Annotated in this window: 12 protein-coding genes; 7 read left to right on the top strand and 5 right to left on the bottom strand. The window is 58.9% G+C overall.

The window, feature by feature from the left end; all coding sequences use genetic code 11:
• Positions 1–374 precede the first annotated feature (374 nt).
• The 3 genes from HDF08_RS00005 (at position 375) to HDF08_RS00015 (ending at position 2155) form a co-directional block, all read left to right on the top strand.
• Positions 375–803, top strand: a complete 429-nt coding sequence (locus tag HDF08_RS00005) for a hypothetical protein (protein WP_179636417.1) — start codon at positions 375–377, stop codon at positions 801–803.
• A gap of 1 nt (position 804) precedes the next feature.
• Positions 805–1068: a hypothetical protein gene (locus HDF08_RS00010; RefSeq protein ID WP_179636418.1), complete on the top strand. Its 264-nt coding sequence runs from the start codon at positions 805–807 to the stop codon at positions 1066–1068.
• Positions 1069–1174: 106 nt separating this feature from the next.
• Positions 1175–2155 carry an alpha/beta hydrolase gene (locus tag HDF08_RS00015; protein ID WP_306459650.1) on the top strand — a complete coding sequence of 327 codons (981 nt, stop codon included), beginning with the start codon at positions 1175–1177 and terminating at the stop codon, positions 2153–2155.
• A 50-nt stretch (positions 2156–2205) separates the two neighbouring features.
• On the opposite strand, the gene HDF08_RS00020 is transcribed toward HDF08_RS00015, so the two are convergent.
• Positions 2206–3384 (bottom strand): acyltransferase family protein, encoded by a 1179-nt coding sequence (locus tag HDF08_RS00020; RefSeq protein WP_179636419.1) that lies wholly within the window; start codon positions 3382–3384, stop codon positions 2206–2208.
• Between the two features lie 374 nt (positions 3385–3758).
• On the opposite strand from HDF08_RS00020, the gene HDF08_RS00025 reads away from it, so the two are divergent.
• On the top strand, positions 3759–4115 hold the full coding sequence (locus HDF08_RS00025; RefSeq protein ID WP_179636420.1) for a phage holin family protein: 357 nt from the start codon (positions 3759–3761) through the stop codon (positions 4113–4115).
• 26 nt (positions 4116–4141) lie between these two features.
• The gene (locus HDF08_RS00030) at positions 4142–4903 is read left to right on the top strand and encodes a bestrophin-like domain (protein ID WP_179636421.1); all 762 of its coding nucleotides are present in this window, start codon (positions 4142–4144) and stop codon (positions 4901–4903) included.
• 131 nt (positions 4904–5034) lie between these two features.
• Here HDF08_RS00030 and HDF08_RS00035 read toward each other — a convergent pair whose 3' ends face one another.
• The 4 genes from HDF08_RS00035 to HDF08_RS00050 all read right to left on the bottom strand — a co-directional run bounded on the left by HDF08_RS00035 (position 5035) and on the right by HDF08_RS00050 (position 11179).
• The gene (locus HDF08_RS00035; RefSeq protein WP_179636422.1) at positions 5035–6519 is read right to left on the bottom strand and encodes an outer membrane beta-barrel protein; all 1485 of its coding nucleotides are present in this window, start codon (positions 6517–6519) and stop codon (positions 5035–5037) included.
• A gap of 220 nt (positions 6520–6739) precedes the next feature.
• Entirely contained in the window at positions 6740–7924 is a 1185-nt protein-coding gene (gene pheS, locus HDF08_RS00040; protein WP_179636423.1) for a phenylalanine--tRNA ligase subunit alpha, read from the bottom strand.
• 122 nt (positions 7925–8046) lie between these two features.
• On the bottom strand, positions 8047–9297 hold the full coding sequence (locus HDF08_RS00045) for a heme-binding protein (RefSeq protein ID WP_179636424.1): 1251 nt from the start codon (positions 9295–9297) through the stop codon (positions 8047–8049).
• Positions 9298–9685: 388 nt separating this feature from the next.
• Positions 9686–11179 (bottom strand): UbiA family prenyltransferase, encoded by a 1494-nt coding sequence (locus HDF08_RS00050; protein WP_179636425.1) that lies wholly within the window; start codon positions 11177–11179, stop codon positions 9686–9688.
• Between the two features lie 231 nt (positions 11180–11410).
• On the opposite strand from HDF08_RS00050, the gene HDF08_RS00055 reads away from it, so the two are divergent.
• Entirely contained in the window at positions 11411–12796 is a 1386-nt protein-coding gene (locus HDF08_RS00055; protein ID WP_257030806.1) for an efflux RND transporter periplasmic adaptor subunit, read from the top strand.
• The gene (locus HDF08_RS00060; RefSeq protein WP_179636426.1) at positions 12793–15960 is read left to right on the top strand and encodes a multidrug efflux RND transporter permease subunit; all 3168 of its coding nucleotides are present in this window, start codon (positions 12793–12795) and stop codon (positions 15958–15960) included. Before HDF08_RS00055 ends, HDF08_RS00060 begins: the two co-directional genes overlap by 4 nt.
• Positions 15961–15968: the final 8 nt, after the last annotated feature.

A 15968-nucleotide genomic window follows, 5' to 3' on the forward strand; every position in this document is an offset into this window, starting at 1 on the left:
AACGCATCCCGGATCCGTTCATACTGCGCTTCTGTCAGTTCCATCGGTAAGACCAGACTAACAGAAAACTAGAACATAGCGTGAACACGCCCTAGGAAGATCATCGTTCCACTCACACGCGCGGCGTTCGCGATGGGCGGGTAGAGTAGCGGTATCGTTTCTTTGATCGACGTGAGACCACAGGGTGGTTGCTGAGCAAAGCTTGTTGCTGAGAGGGCAAGCAGTAGAAAGATTTTATTCATGTTGGAAGGCTTTCAGTCTAACTGCTCATGCTGATGAGGTTGGAGCAAACCAACGAAAACCATGCTGCCAGTGGGAAGAGACGCATAAAAAAAGCTCCTACTTTGGGTCAAAGTGGGAGCACAATGACGTGCATGAGAACACTCACCCTGAAGACGCTGCCGTGGAAGGGGCTGCTGGTGTGGGGGATCTTTGGTTTTGCGTTTGCGATGATTCCGCTCGTCTTTGCCCTGACGGGGGATGATCTGGGCGAAACGGGCCGGGGGTTTAAAGAGGTGATCGAACGAGGAGATGTCTACCTGATCTGTGTGGCCCTGGTTGGGGACAGTCTGGGACGATTCGTGATGATCCGCAAGAAGACGATCTGGGACATATTGACGGTTGGCATTGTGATCGCATACACCGTCATGGTTTCGTTTGAGTTTGGGGTGATCAGCACGATGCTCCATATCGAGACGACGAAGGCGATGATTCCTAAAGGCCTGGTTCAGATGCACAGCTGGTACTACGGGATTGGGGTATTGATTCTTGGGTGCGCGGCCGTAATAAGGACGGCGGAGTGAGATGACGTGGATCGATTTCAAGTCGGGGTTCGCGCTGGTGGGGTCGCTGGTTGTGCTGGCGGGAAGCCTTGATTCGCGGATGAGAGAGCGGAAGGAGGAGCCTGAGGATCCGGAGAGTCCGCGAGAGCAGCCGAAGCCTGAGACGCCTCGTGATAATGGCGAGCCCCAGGCGACATGGGTTCCTAAGGCTGATGACATGAAGACAGTGCAGGAGGTTAAGACCTCAAAGCTCCTTGACGTGTCACATGGACGGAATCCCAAGTAGGCCTTGACTGGTCGCTGGATTGACTGGTCAACGGATTGACCAGGATCTTCTCGTTGAAAAAATCCCTTTTACTTGTGCGATCTGATGATTCGCTTCTGGTGGTGGCTTGCCTGAAGAGAGTTATCCGCTGATGATGGCTGTGTGGTTTGGGGAGGCTTTGCGGATGCGGCGAGTTTTGTTCGGTTTGGTCGTGGTGTGTTTTTGTGGCGTGGGTTGGTCGCAATCTACGAGTTGGCCTGCGGGGCCTGAGCATGCGGTGGTGGCGCTGTGGCCGCAGGGGGCTCCGGGGGTGAAGACGGCGACGGGAGCGGAGGGGGAGACTTCGACGGCGGCCAGTCCGCTGATGGCGGGGAGATGGGTGGCGCGGGTGGGGAATGTGTCGGTGCCTACGCTGACGGTGTATGAGCCGAAGGGTGCGGGCGATGGGACTGGGGTGGTGGTGTTTCCGGGGGGCGCGTACAAGATTCTGGCGATGGACCTGGAGGGGACCGAGGTTTGCGATTGGCTGAACTCGCGGGGCGTGGCTTGTTTTCTGCTGAAGTATCGGGTGCCGGATACGGGGCCTTATCCGAAGTCGGACGAGGCGCTGGAGGATGCGCAGAGGGCGGTGGGGTTGGTGCGGGAGCATGCGGCGGAGTGGAAGGTGGATGCGAAGAAGATTGGGGTGCTGGGATTTTCTGCAGGCGGGCATCTGGCGGCGGCGTTGAGTACTCACTATGAGACGAGGCTATATCGGCGGGTGGATGCGGCGGATAAGTTGAGCTGCAGGCCGGACTTTGCGGTGGTGGTGTATCCGGGGTACCTGGCGGATGCGGAGAATGGGATGAAGTTCAGCGCGGATATTCCGGTGACCAAGGACACGCCGCCTACGTTTCTGGTACAGGCGGAGGATGATACGGTGCATGTGGAGAATGCGGTGGAGTACTTTCTGGCGCTGAAGAGCGCGGGTGTTCCGACGGAGCTGCATGTGTATGCCGAGGGTGGGCATGGGTATGGGCTGCGGCGGACGAAGCTTCCGGTGACGGGGTGGCCGGAGCTGGTGGATGTATGGATGAAGACGATTGGGGTGACGCCTAAGGTGCACTGAGCAGTGCGCCCGTTCTTTCGAAAACGCTGAACGGCGAAGGCGACTGGCGGTCAGCGTTGAAGAGCGGCGGGCTTCTGATTGGGGGATGGTTCAGAGAGAGAGAAGCTTTTTCTTGCCGAGGCGTTGGCCCTGGCGGATGAAAGGTTCCTCAACCCATGCGCAGAAGAGCCATGAGAGGGTGAGGGTTGCGATGAGGTAAATGGGAAATTGTCCCCAAGGAGAGAGCGCGTTGTGGAGCGAGAAGGTGAGTGCGAGAAGTACGGGGACGTGCATGAGATAGAGGCTGTAAGATGGACCGGTGATTCGTTGAGGCCCAGGACGATAAATCCGATCGCTCCTGCTGCTACGAGCCACTCGGCTGAGGTCATGGTCCAGGGACGGCGATAGTCCCACAGAAAGGGGATGCTGAGGTTGTAGAGGAGGAAAGAAGCGAGGCCGATGCCGATGCGAATGGCGATGGGCAAAGAACAGAATCGCGCTGAGATGGTTTTTAGATGCCTGGCCAGAAGAATTCCGAAGATGAAGAAGGCGGTGTAGTGAACGGTTCTCAAGAGGCCGGTGGCCTGGTCTGTTTGGGGATACAGGCGAAGCACAACAAACTCGGTGAGCGATAGAGCGACTGCGAGGAGGAGAGCGATGCGGGTTCGCACTCGAAGGATGAGGAGGGCGAGGAAGGGAAAGAAGATGGAGATTCGCATCTCAACGATAAGCGACCAGATAACGAAGTTGAACTGCTGCCAGTTGTAGAAGCCGAGGAAGGCGATGTGCTGGAGGACGAGGGTCCAACGGACGGGCTCGGACCAGAAGGCTGAGGCCCATTTACCGTGCCCGAGGTTGCCGTGCCACTTTGCGGCGCCGGCGACGGAGAGGGCCAGCGCGGCGAGATAGGGTCCGTAGATGCGAAGGATGCGGCGGGCGAGGAATATGGGATAGGGCTGGCCGCGGCCTAGAAGGTAGGGGAAGGACAGGACCAGGCCGCTGAGAATGAAGAAGAGCATGACGGCTTCGTGTCCGGCGTAGAGCGGATAGAAGAGCAGGGTGAGATGAAGCTGGTGCCAGAGGGGTCCGTGTGTGGGCCAGGGCCAGGCGGGCCACATGAGGATGAAGTGGTGAAAGACAACGACGAGGGAGGCCAAGCCGCGAAGCGAGTCGAGCTCACGCAGCCGAGGTTGCGGGTCGGCGCCAACTGCGGGCGTTAATGGCGTGCAGGTTGGTGAAGCGACGGCCACGGAGCTTTCCTCACGGTGCGCGAAGACAGATCGGCACAAAGACGGTGACGAAACTACAGTTGCTGGGGCCTGGGATCGAGGGAACGAGGGGAGAATACCATACGGCGGACGGCAAAAGATTGCGCAGCCCGCTTGTTTTGCTGACTCACAAATCTCTCGTCGCGCCTGGCTTGTGCGAAGTGGCGAGCGAGGTTCGCGCGTGATCAGCTATGACTGTGAGGCGGCGAAGTGAGTGTGTTTTCGAGCGGGGACTTCTTCGGAAGTTGTGGCGGAGGCAGGTGGGGTCGGATATGCTGATCGCTACTCCGGTATCAAATTTTGCTGAAGGTTTTTTGACCATTTTGCTTGATCATTTTTTAGACGAAAGGTAAACCATGCTTCGTTTGCTTTTGCACTGGATTTTGAATGCTGTGGCTCTGCTGGTGGTGGCGCACTTTGTTGAGGGCTTCGACGTGAGTAACTTCGTGTCGGCATTGATCGCGGTGGTGGTGATTGGGTTGTTCAACGCGACGCTCGGGTTGCTGCTGAAGATCATTACGCTGCCGCTGGGGATTCTGACGTTTGGGATCTTTTTTCTCGTGATCAATGCGGTGATTCTGTGGTTCTCGAGCAAGTTTGTGCCTGGGTTTGCGGTGACGACGTTCAAGGCGGCGTTTCTGGGGGCGCTGGCGTTGGCGGTGCTGCATTTACTGTTTGGATTCTTTGGTTCTGCGATGAAGAAACGGTCTTAGGCAGGGACAATTCTGGAGAGTAGCGTGTGAGGAATCCTTTGGACTATCCTTTGCTGATATTTGTAACTGCATTTGTGCTTTTGTGGTTTGCGGCCTGGGTGGGCGGACAGATCAGCCAGCGGCGGCGGGATTTGACCGATGAGCTGCGAACCGACTTTGGGGTGGTGCTGGCCGCTACGCTGACTCTGCTGGGGTTGATTATCGGGTTCAGCTTTTCAATGGCGACGGCGCGGTATGACCAGAGGAAGACTTCGGAGGAGGCCGAGGCCAATGCGATTGGGACCGAGTATGTGAGGGCGGATCTGCTGCCGGCGGCGGAGGGTGCCGAGGTGCGGGCGCTGCTGAGGCAGTATACGGATCTGCGGATTCGGTTTTACAGGACGCGGGATGCGTGGGAGCTTCGGCGGATCGATGCGGATACGACGCGGGTGCAGGGGGAGCTTTGGGCGGCGGCTTCGAAGCCTGCGATGGAGCAGCCTTCGCCGGTGATTGCGCTGGCAGTGGTCGGAATGAACGATGTGCTGAACTCGCAGGGGTACACGCAGGCGGCGTGGTGGAACCGGATTCCGGTGGCGGCTTGGGCGTTGATGTTTGCGATAGCGATCTTTTGCAATGGGCTGCTGGGGTATGGGGCTCGGCAGATGGAGCCGAGGCTGTTTATGGTGTTGCCGCTGGTGGTGGCGGTGGCGTTCTTTTTGATTGCGGATATTGATAGCCCGCGGGGTGGGGTGATTCGGGTGCATCCGCAGAATCTTGAGAGTTTGCGCGTTGGGTTGGGGGCGGAGTAGTTGCAAGCGTCAAAACAGCACGACACGGGGGTCTCTCCACTGCGCGACGGACGATGAGACTATCCGTTGCTTCGGTCGAGATGACGGATTTTGTTTTGGGGCGCGGGATACTGCAAGAACAGACAACCGTTTTAGAAGTGATAGGTGATGTCTCCGGCTGCGATGAATTGGGTCTTTTTGGTGCCAAGGTCGTAGGCAGGGAGATTGTAGGAGTGCTCTAGGCGAATCTCGGGGCGGAAGAGAACGGTGTTGCCGATCCAGTGGCCGTAGCTGATGAGGTGCTCGGAGTATTTGGTGGTGTAGCCGGTGCGCTGGCCCTTGATGTCGTCGACGAACTCGTTGCGGATGGAGAGATAGTTTTTGTGGTTGAACTCTTTCTCGGTGTAGTTGACGATGGCGGCTTCGGGGGCGAAGCAGGTGCGTTCGCCGAAGGAGCAGAAGGCGCCGTTGGAACCGATCTCGGGCTTGATGGGGTTGGTTACGTTGCCGGCGATGTTGGGCACGTCGCGCTGGTACATGTACCAGGCCTCGGTGTCGGTGTGCCAGGTGGCGTTGATCTTGTGGTACCAGGTCTCGTAGTAGCCCTGCAGGTTGTTGTAGGCGTACTTGCCGTCGTTGAAGGAGTTGGCGCAGGTGTAGAGGGCGTCGCCGCCTTTGTGCCAGGTGTAGTCGACGCAGGCGGTGCCGGTGGGCTTGACGTCCTTGGTCCAGGGAGCTACGTCGTTGCCTCCGGAGAATCCTGCCTGGACAAGCCAGTGGTCGGAGAGTTTGATGGAGGCGACGATGCCGGTCTGGGTGTAGGGGTCGATGGTGTAGAGGAGGGAGTGCGAGTAGGTGTAGTTGTTGGGGGCGAGCTGGGCTTCGATGTCGGGGAGCGAGATGTAGCGGCCCATGCGGATGTTCATGCCCTTGGCGACGTGGGGGATGTAGAGGTCGAAGTAGAACATGACGGGGTCGTAGCCGTACTCGTGGTTTTCAAGCAGGAGCTGCTGGGAGAATATGCCTTTTGAGGTGGTGTAGCGATAGTCCTGTCCCCAGAGCTGGGCGAAGCGGAAGCCGTAGTCAATGTGTTCGGTCTGGACGGTGTCGGGGAGGCGCTCGATAAAGAGGACCTGCTGGTCTGGCGTGATGCGGTTGGGATTGTAGTAGTAAGCTGCGGGTGAATTGGCGCTATCGCCTTTGTTGGAGGTGCTGATGTTGAAGCCTCCGTTGAGCCAGCCGTAGATTTTGGTGCGGGTTCGGTTCTGGTTGATGGCCTGCATGAGGGGATAGGTTTGGGTGTCTGGCGCGCCGAGGACGGGGGTTCCGCCTACGCTGTAGTCGCTGCTGGGGAAGGGGGTGGAGTCGAGCGGTGCTGGGTAACCTCGGCGGACGGGGTCGGGTCCGGCGGGCTGGGTTGGGTGCCAGTCTTCTTTGTAAGCGTCGATGAGAGCTGGGAAGAATGGCTTGGGAGCGTCTGGAGTCGGCGTTGCGGATGATGCTGGGCTTGACGTGGCGCTTTGAGCGTTGAGTTGAGCGTTGAGTTGAGCGTTGATTTGATCCTGGGCTATCGCGGGAGCACAGAGCATGATCAAAAATGCATTTAGGAGTACGAGGCAGGCAGGCCATTCGCGCATGAAGGACTGCTGCCTCCCTGGAGCAGCAATCGTCTCATTTGAACTTTCAGGGCGTAAAGGTTCGTTAGTTTGGCGTAAAGAACTCGTAAGGATGCGTGGGGTGATGCTGGTGTCCTGCCGGACGGGCCGCCTGCGCGGCGAGCGGTCACTTCGTGACTTGTATACCTTGTCTAGGGGATGCGGGGTTTGTGGTCCTCGCGTTGCTCGGGTTTGAGTTTGGCTAGGCGAATTGCTCGAGGAAGCGCATGTCGCCTGAGTAAAAGTGGCCTATGTCGGAGACGCCGTGGAGCATCATGGCGATGCGCTCGACGCCCATGCCGAAGGCGAAGCCGGTAATCTTTTCGGGGTTGTAGGTGTTGTCTGCAGGGTTTATTTTGCGGCGCTCGGCGATGACTGCGGCGAAGACGGCGGGGTCGACCATGCCGCAACCCAGGAGCTCGATCCAGCCGGAGTGTTTGCACTTGCGGCAGCCCTTGCCTCCGCAGAAGATGCAGGAGATTTGGACGTCGGCGCTGGGTTCGGTGAAGGGGAAGAAGCTGGGGAAGAAACGGGTTTTGACGTCGGAGCCGAAGAGGGCCTTCATGGCGTGGTCTAAAGTTCCTTTTAGATCCGAGAAAGTTATATTGGTGTCGACGCAGAGGCCCTCGATCTGATGGAAGATGGGGGAGTGGGTGGCGTCGGCGGCGTCGTTGCGGTGGACTTTGCCGGGGATGACGATGCGGATGGGTGGGGCCTGGGCGATCATGGTGCGGATCTGCACGGGGCTGGTGTGGGTGCGCATGAGGAGGCGATCGCGGCTGGGGCGGGATTGCTGGTTCGCGATGACGAGGGTGTCCTGCGTGTCGCGGGCGGGGTGATTTTCGGGGAAGTTGAGGGCTTCGAAGTTGTAGAAGTCGGACTCGACCTGAGGGCCGAGGTTAGTGCTGTAGCCGAGATGATGGAAGACAGATACGATCTCGTGCATCGTTTTGAGGAGCGGATGAGGGATGCCGGGGGCGCGGAGGGTACCGGGGAGGGTGATGTCAAGCGGGTGAGGATGCTTCTTGTTCTGGAGACTGGCTGCGATCGTTCCGCCTTGTGTGGCGTATTCGCTGACAAGTCCCGGTTCTGAGACGGGGACCTTCACCAGTCGTTCCGGAGACAACTGATATTCCACAAGTGCTTTAAGTTCGTTGAAGCGGATGCCGAGGGCTTTTTTGGCCTCGGGTGGGGCGGATTTTAACCAGGCTTCGCTGATGAGCTTGAGACGGCCTTGTTTGCGGCCTAGCCAGTGGAGGCGGAAGGCTTCGGGGTCGGCGGCTGTCTCAGCGGCAGTGGTGCGGACTTCCTCGCTGAGGGTAATGAAGGCGGCTTCGAGGGTAGGCTCTTCATAGCCGGACAGACTTGGGATGGTTTGTTCGCTCATGGCTTCAATCTAATAAGTTTACAGACTTGTTGGCTGGCGGAGAAACGCGGTTGTGGCATGGCAAGAACTCCCCACCCTCTGCGGTGAGGCCGCAAAGAGTGGGGCAGCTAGTTCGTTTGAGACTAGTTGAAAGATTTGGTGAGGGTGGCGACGGAGATGTGGGGCCAGCCAAGGATGACCGGTGATGTGCCTGGAGGAGGAGGGGGTGCGAGGAGAACTCCGAAGTTGAGAACGACCATCTGAGCGTATTGCAGCTGCATGAAGGTTGCCCGGTGGTGGTGTTTAACCTTCTCGATCCAGAAGGTGGCATAGACGGTGGCAGTGTCGGCGTTGGGGCCTTTAGGTCCGGTGGGCTCCCCGCCTTCGAGGAAGAGGATGTTTTCGATCCCGCCGGCGGCGTTGACCATATTGGCACTGACAGTTGGGCTGGCGGGCTTATTGGGTACGGTGAGAAACTGAATGTTGGCCTGGGTAGCGATGTTGAGGACCACACCTTCGAAGGTGTGACCCTGGTGGATCTGCTTTTCGATATGGGTTTGAAGGAGAATGATGGGATCGTTGATGACTTTCTGGATTGGAACGCCGTCGATTTTGGAGTTGGCCGTCCATGGGCAGTCGGGAGGGTTGGTGTTGTAGGGGGTGCGGGGGTTCTTGATGCCTTCGGGGATGGTGATGTCGTACTGGGTGAAGGGGGGAACGGGGCCGATGGGGGGCGGGACGTTGGCGGCTGTGTCCTTCTCGTTGGAGCCGGCGGCGTTGATGGCGGGGGCGGGAGCGATGGGGAAGGGAGTGCTGTTGAAGGAGGGAAATCGGGAGAAGGCATAGGGTTGGCCAGCGAGGGGTAGAGTGGGATTGCCGTTGAAACGCTCGGCGATTCCTTGCGCGAGCAGAGCGTTACCGTGGGGAATAGAGCCCATGCGGGCGATGATCTGGGTTTCGATGGGTGTGGTTTCGGTTGGGTAAGAGGTGGGCGGCTGCGTGATCCAGATGCCGGGCTCGATGTGCATGGCTCCGCCGGTGCAGGAGTCGGCGATTTTTTGCAGGTAGGTGAGGCCATGGAGCGTGATGTCCGGCTGACCGAAACCCCGGTTGGGGATGGGAGAGCCGATGGGCGTGACGGTGAGAATTTCGGTGGTGGTGTTGAGTTGGAGGTAGAGGTTGGCCTTGCCTTCCTGGTCAGGCCGCGCAATGAGGTTGAAGCCGGAACCGCAGCCCTGCCAGGTTCCGGCGAGGTCGGCCAGTAGGCCAAGATCAGCGAGAACGTTCTCGTTGTTGGGGCTGATGCGGATGGTGGGAACGCGCAAGCCTGCCTCGGCGATATTGCGTTCAGAAGGTGGAATTGGGCATTGTTTTTCGCGATTTTCTTCGGGCATGACAGTCGATTCCTTCCTTGGTTGAGATGCGGAGGGACAAGTGCGCCGTGGGACGCGTTAGCCGAGCGATAAAAGGGTCTTGGAAGGGGCCCGGGCCGGGAGAGATTTATTCAGCGGAAGCAGTATGGACTGAGCGTATCCGCGATACGGGAGGCCGACGGGAGATTACCCGGGAGCATACTCCGGCCAGAGCGGGATGCCAAGTGAATTCTGTGAGGCTGGAGGAGGGTGCCGGAGGTGGATGTGTGACGTGATCTGCTTGGCATGACTGTGACGTCTAGCGGATTCGTTCGACCACGTCGGTCGCGATAGAGCGGCTATCGGCTCCGCTTTGGGTGACAACTTCAATTCGGATTAGACATCTATCCGGAGCGGATGTGTCGATGCGCTAGAGGGCGGAGAGGACGATGAGGGCTACGAGGAGGCCCATGAAGAGGCTGCGGCGGTCGGTGATGGCGTAGACGACGGGGTCTTCGTTGAGCTGGCCGCGAGAGGCCAAGAGCCAGAGGCGCATGATCCAAAGGATAAGGACGGGAACGAGAAGCCAGAGTCGCCGGGTGTGGTGGTAGAGCTGGGCCGCTTCGAGGGTCGAGATGTAGAGGGTGAGGACGACGACGGAGGCGAAGCCGCTAGCGGAGCCGAAGCTGCGAAGTTGCTCGATGTCAGAGACGTGGTAGCCGCGGCCTCCGATGGTGGAGCCGCCGCGCTCACTGAGGTTTTCAAGCTCGGCGAAGCGTTTGACCAGAGCGAGCGAGAGAAAGAAGAAGATGCTGAAGCTGCCGAGCCAGGTGGATACGGGCACGCCCGAGGCAGCGGATCCGGCGATGATGCGAATGGTGTAGAGGCCGGAGAGGACGATAACGTCGACCAGGACGGAGCGCTTGAGACGCAGCGAATAGGCGAGTGTCGTAACGAGGTAGATGCCAAGCCACTCAAGGAAGTAATGCGGCTTGATGAGGGAGACGAGTTGAGGCGACAGGGCGGTGATGACGCGGGGCACTGACAGCGCCAGAACGAGAGAGGCGGCCAGCAAGAGGACGACAACGAAGACGCCGGAGAGGGCGGAGAGGTCGCCCGAGGCGAAGGGGCGGCGGCGCTTGCGCGGGTGCTGGCGGTCGGCTTCGAGGTCGAGCAGGTCGTTGACGATGTAGGTGGCGGAGGCGCAGAGGCCGAAGCTGAGAAAGGCGACTGCTGCTGCTGCGACGAGACCGGGTGCCCAGGCGTGGGCGAGGAGGAGGGGGAGGAAGATGAGGACGTTTTTCGCCCATTGGTGGAGGCGGATGGCTTTGGGCCACGCTTTGAGGGGGGAGACGGTCTCGTCGAAGGTGCGGGCGGGGGTAACGCGGGCTTTGCGGAGCGCGGCGCGGAGGGCGGGGGTGGGGTTGGCGACCATGGGCTCCCTGCAGCTTTCGAGCAAGGGGAGATCGGGCATGGCGTTGCCGATGTAGGTGAAGTTGTCGCCGAATTGGGAGCGGAAGGCGGCGAGCTTGTTTTTGCCGGCAAGGTTGAGCTGACCGTCGGAGGCGAGGACGCCGGTGAAGAGGCCGAGGTGGTCTGCGACGCGGCGAGCGGTGTCGGCGTCGGCTGCGGTGGCGAGGTAGATGGGGCGGCCGGTGGCGTGCTGCTGCTGAAGATATTGAAGGAGTTCGCGGTTGTAGGGGAGGTGGGCGACGTCGAGCTGGACGGTGGCGGCGAGGTGGCGCTTGAGAGCAGCTTTGCCCTGGAGGAGCCAGGAGGGGATTTTAAGGAGTGCAGCCGGATGGTGGCGGGCGACGGCGAGTGCGGAGTCGTGCAAGGTGTCGGACTTGACGAGGGTACCGTCGAGGTCGACACAGAGGATGGGGAGCGCGGCGGTGTCGATTTGTGAGGCCGTGAGAGACAAAAGTGTCCTTTCTTCCGTCTAACCAACAATAACTTCCCTGCGTCTAAGAATAATTGTCCTGCGTCTAACAAAAATCGGAACGAATATGACGGGCGTTTCGTAGATTCAGCATTGCCTGACGCAGGAGATGCGTCTGAGCGACCAACGTCATTATCGTTTATTCTTAGATATCTGGCACACCTATCATTTTGTTCGTGCAGTGAATTTTTCTGAGAGAGCTTGAGAGACTCCATGCCGTCAACGCAGATGAACGAGAAAGAACGAGTAGACGGGGCAGCGGCAGCGGAGTCGCAGAAGAACCTGCGAGAGAGCGAGCCGTTGGTAGAGGGGCCGAAGGGATCGCCGGCGCGGAAGTGGATTGTGGTGCTGGTGATTCTGGCCGTGGTGGGGGCGGCGGTATGGAAGATCCGCCGGAACACGGCAGAACAGACCGGCGTCCAGATGATGATGGCGGCGCAGGCGGATAGGCCGACGCCAGTGCAGGTGTCTTCGGTGCAACAGAAGACGATGCCGATTTTCCTTACCGCTCTGGGAACCGTTACGGCATACAACACGGTGACGATCAAGTCGCGTGTGGATGGGCAGTTAATGCAGGTGCCGGTTCGCGAAGGGCAGGCGGTGCGGCAGGGACAGGTGCTGGCGGAGATCGATCCGAAACCTTACCAGGCGGCGCTGGAGCAGGCGCAGGGGCAGTTGGTGAAGGACCAGGCGAATGCGGTGAATGCTCGCGCGGAGGCGGCGCGGTATGAGGCGCTGCTGTCGGCTGGCGTGGTTTCGAAGGAGAGCCAGCAGGCACAGGCTTCGACGGCGGGGCAGGCGGAGGGTTCGATTGCCTCAGACCGCGCGGCGATTGAAGCGGCGAAGGTGAACCTGGGGTATACGAAGATTTTTTCGCCGATCAATGGGGTGGTTGGGCTGCGGCAGGTGGATGCCGGAAATATTGTGCATGCAGCGGATACAAATGGACTGCTGGTGGTGACGCAGCTGCAGCCGATCGCTGTAATCTTTACGTTGCCGGAGGATCAGCTGCCGGAGGTGTTGAAGAAGTCGCGGGCGGGCGACAAGCTGGTGGTGGAGGCGTATGACCGGGCTGCTGCGACTCACCTGGCGAGCGGAAGTTTGCTGACGGTCGATAACCAGATTGATACGACGACGGGGACAGTGAAGGCCAAGGCTGTCTTCGAGAATAAGGATGGGGCGCTGTTTCCGAATCAGTTTGTGAATGTGCGGTTGATCCTGCAAGAGAAGAGGAATGCGGTGGTGATTCCGGCTTCGGCGCTGCAGACGGGGACGCAGGGGAACTTCGTCTACCTGCTGAAGCAGGGGCAGCCGCCGGCTGATCCGCTGGCGAAGAAGGATGCGGATGGGCCGGTGATCGAGCTGCCAGAGAACAAGACGAACTACTACGTGATGGCGCAGACGGTGAATGTGGAGCTGACTGAGGGGACGCAGGTGATCCTGAGCGGCGGAGTGAAGCCGGGAGACCAGATTGTGGTGGATGGGCAGGAGAAGTTGAAGAACGGAAGCAAGGTATTTCCGAGGACGGCTCCGGTTAAAGCTGGAGATGGAACAACTGCTGAGTTGGGTATGACAAGCACCACGGGGCAGCCCTCGTGAGTCCTTCGAAGCCGTTTATTCTTCGGCCGGTGGCCACCTCGCTATTGATGGTGGCCATTTTGCTTGCGGGGTTTGTCGCGTATGAGCAACTGCCGGTGTCGGCGCTGCCGCAGGTGGACTATCCGACGATCCAGGTGCAGACGTTTTATCCGGGGGCGAGCCCGGAGGTGATGGCGTCGTCGGTGACGGCTCCGCTGGAGCGGCAGTTTGGGCAGATACCGGGGCTGAGTCAGATGACTTCGTCGAGCTCTGGCGGCGGCAGTGTAATTACGCTGCAGTTCGATCTGTCGGAGTCGATCGATATTGCGCAGCAGGATGTGCAGGCGGCGATCAATGCGGCGTTCAGCTATCTGCCGAAGGACCTGCCGAATCCTCCGGTGTACAGCAAGGTGAATCCTGCTGATGCACCTATTATGACGCTGGCGCTGACCAGCGATACGCTGCCGCTGGCGAAGGTGGAGGACCTGGCGGATACGGTGATCGCGCAGAAGATCTCGCAGCTTTCGGGCGTGGGGCTGGTGTCGATCAATGGTGGGCAGAAGCCAGCGGTGCGGATTCAGGCGAATCCAACGGCTTTGGCTAATTATGGACTTAGCCTTGAGGATATTCGCGCGGCGATCGGAACGACAAATGTGGATCAGGCGAAGGGAAACCTGAATGGGGCGAGCCAATCGTACACGATCGGTGCGAATGATCAGCTGCCTTCGAGTGATGCTTATAACAAGGTAATTGTTGCTTACCGGAATGGATCTCCGGTGAGGCTGTCGGATGTGGCGAATGCGGTGGACAGCGCGGAGAACCTGTTTCAGGCAGCGTGGATGGGGACCGCGGCGCAGGCTGGTGCGGGCGGCCAGCACGCGCGCGATGCGGTGTTGAAGCCAGCGGTGATTGTGAACATCCAGCGGCAGCCGGGGGCGAACATCATCGGCGTGGTGGATGAGGTGCAGAAGATTCTGCCGCAGCTGCGGTCGACGATGCCGGCGACGGTTCAACTGCAGGTGCTGACGGATCGGACGAATACGATTCGGGCTTCGGTGAAGGATGTGCAGTTTTCGCTAGTGCTGACGATCGGGCTGGTCGTGATGGTGATCTTCCTGTTCCTGCGGTCGATTGCTGCGACGATTATTCCTTCGGTCGCGGTGCCGCTGTCGATTGTGGGGACGTTTGGGGTGATGTACCTGCTCGGGTACAGCCTGAATAACCTCTCGCTGATGGCGTTGACGATCTCTACCGGATTTGTGGTGGATGACGCGATTGTGATGATCGAGAACATTGCGCGGTTTCTGGAGCAGGGTGACTCGCCGCTGGAGGCTGCGCTTAAGGGTTCGGAACAGATTGGGTTCACGATTGTCTCGCTGACGGTGAGCTTGATTGCGGTGCTGATTCCGCTGCTTTTCATGGGCGATATTGTGGGTCGGCTGTTCCGCGAGTTTGCTGTAACGCTGGCGGTTACAATTTTGGTCTCGGCGCTGGTTTCTCTGACGTTAACGCCAATGATGGCGGCGAAGCTGCTGCGGCATACGCCGGAGAGCGAGCAGAATGCGTTCTACAAGAAGAGCGAAGAGTTCTTCGAGTATGTGATTGCGAAGTATGCGGTGGGTGTGCGGTTTGTGCTGCGGCATCAGACAGCCACGCTGCTGGTGACGCTGGCTACGTTTGCACTGACGGTGTATCTGTTTTTGATTGTGCCGAAGGGGTTCTTCCCGGTGCAGGATACGGGCGTGCTGCTGGGGATTACGGAGGCTCCGCAGACGATCAGCTTCAACGCGATGAGCTCGCGGCAACAGGCGTTGGCTAGAATCATTCTGCAGGATAAAGATGTTGAGAGTGTTTCCTCGTTCATTGGAATCGACGGGACCAACTCAACGTTGAACAGCGGGCGCATTCAGATCAACTTGAAGGATCGGGAGCAGAGGAGTTCCACCGCGCTCGAGGTGATTCAGCGGCTGGAGCCGAAGGTAGCAACGGTGGATGGGATTCAGTGCTTTCTGCAGCCACTGCAGGACCTGACGGTGGAAGATCGCGTGAGCCGCACGCAGTATCAATACTCGTTGGAAGATGCGAATACTGAGGAGTTGGCGATGTGGACGGGCAGGTTGGTCGCGAAGCTCAACCAGATTCCGATTCTGAGCGACGTGGCGAGCGATGAGCAGATGAGCGGGCTTGAGGCGCAGCTGGTGATCGATCGCGATACGGCTTCTCGGCTGGGAATTACGCCGCAGAATATCGACGACACGCTGGATGATGCATTTGCGCAGCGGCAGGTTTCGACGATCTTTACGCAGCAGAATCAGTATCACGTGGTGCTGGAGGTGGCTCCGAAGTACCAGCGAAATCCGGCGGCGCTCGACAACATTTATGTGAAGAGTTCGAACGGAACGCAAGTGCCGCTGTCGACGTTTACGCACTTTGAAGAGAAGCCCACGGCGCTTGTGATCAATCACCAGGGACAGTTCCCGGCTGTGACGATCTCGTTTAATTTGGCGCCGGGCAAGTCTATCGGCGACGCAGTGGATGCGGTGAATAAGGCCCAGGCGGAGCTGAATATGCCACCGAGCGTTAAGGGTGAGTTCCAGGGTTCGGCGAAGGCTTTTGAGTCTTCGATTGCGAATGAGCCAATTCTGATCCTGGCAGCGCTGATCGTGGTTTATATCGTGCTCGGTGTTTTGTATGAGAGCTATATCCATCCGATTACGATTCTTTCAACGCTGCCGTCGGCTGGAGTTGGCGCGATTCTGGCGCTGCTGCTGTTCCATGTGGACTTGAGTGTGATTGCGCTGATCGGCATCATTCTGCTGATCGGGATCGTGAAGAAGAACGCGATTATGATGATCGACTTTGCGCTGGAGGCTGAGCGCGAACAGGGGATGACGCCGACGGAGGCGATCTATCAGGCTTGTCTGCTGCGGTTTCGGCCGATCATGATGACGACGATGGCGGCACTGCTTGGCGGTTTGCCGCTGGCGCTTGGAACGGGCACGGGTAGTGAGTTGAGGCGGCCGCTGGGGATCACGATTGTTGGCGGACTGATTGTGTCACAGGTGTTGACGCTGTTTACGACGCCGGTGGTTTATCTGTTCTTCGACCGGATCGCGCGCAGGTCGAGGCGGGCTCAAGGTTCCAAGGATGTGGAGTTGCACGCGCACGCGATGTCAGCTGATTGATGGTTAAG

The sequence above is a fragment of the Tunturiibacter empetritectus genome (genome assembly GCF_013410875.1).
Classification (GTDB): Bacteria; Acidobacteriota; Terriglobia; order Terriglobales; family Acidobacteriaceae; genus Edaphobacter; species Edaphobacter empetritectus.

Bases quoted from the DNA above. Each gene is read 5' to 3' on its own strand.
- pheS (WP_179636423.1), bottom strand. From the start codon at position 7,924: ATGAGCGAACAAACCATCCCAAGTCTGTCCGGCTATGAAGAGCCTACC.
- HDF08_RS00025 (WP_179636420.1), top strand. From the start codon at position 3,759: ATGCTTCGTTTGCTTTTGCACTGGATTTTGAATGCTGTGGCTCTGCTG.
- HDF08_RS00005 (WP_179636417.1), top strand. From the start codon at position 375: ATGAGAACACTCACCCTGAAGACGCTGCCGTGGAAGGGGCTGCTGGTG.
- HDF08_RS00010 (WP_179636418.1), top strand. From the start codon at position 805: ATGACGTGGATCGATTTCAAGTCGGGGTTCGCGCTGGTGGGGTCGCTG.
- HDF08_RS00045 (WP_179636424.1), bottom strand. From the start codon at position 9,297: ATGCCCGAAGAAAATCGCGAAAAACAATGCCCAATTCCACCTTCTGAA.
- HDF08_RS00035 (WP_179636422.1), bottom strand. From the start codon at position 6,519: ATGCGCGAATGGCCTGCCTGCCTCGTACTCCTAAATGCATTTTTGATC.
- HDF08_RS00055 (WP_257030806.1), top strand. From the start codon at position 11,411: ATGCCGTCAACGCAGATGAACGAGAAAGAACGAGTAGACGGGGCAGCG.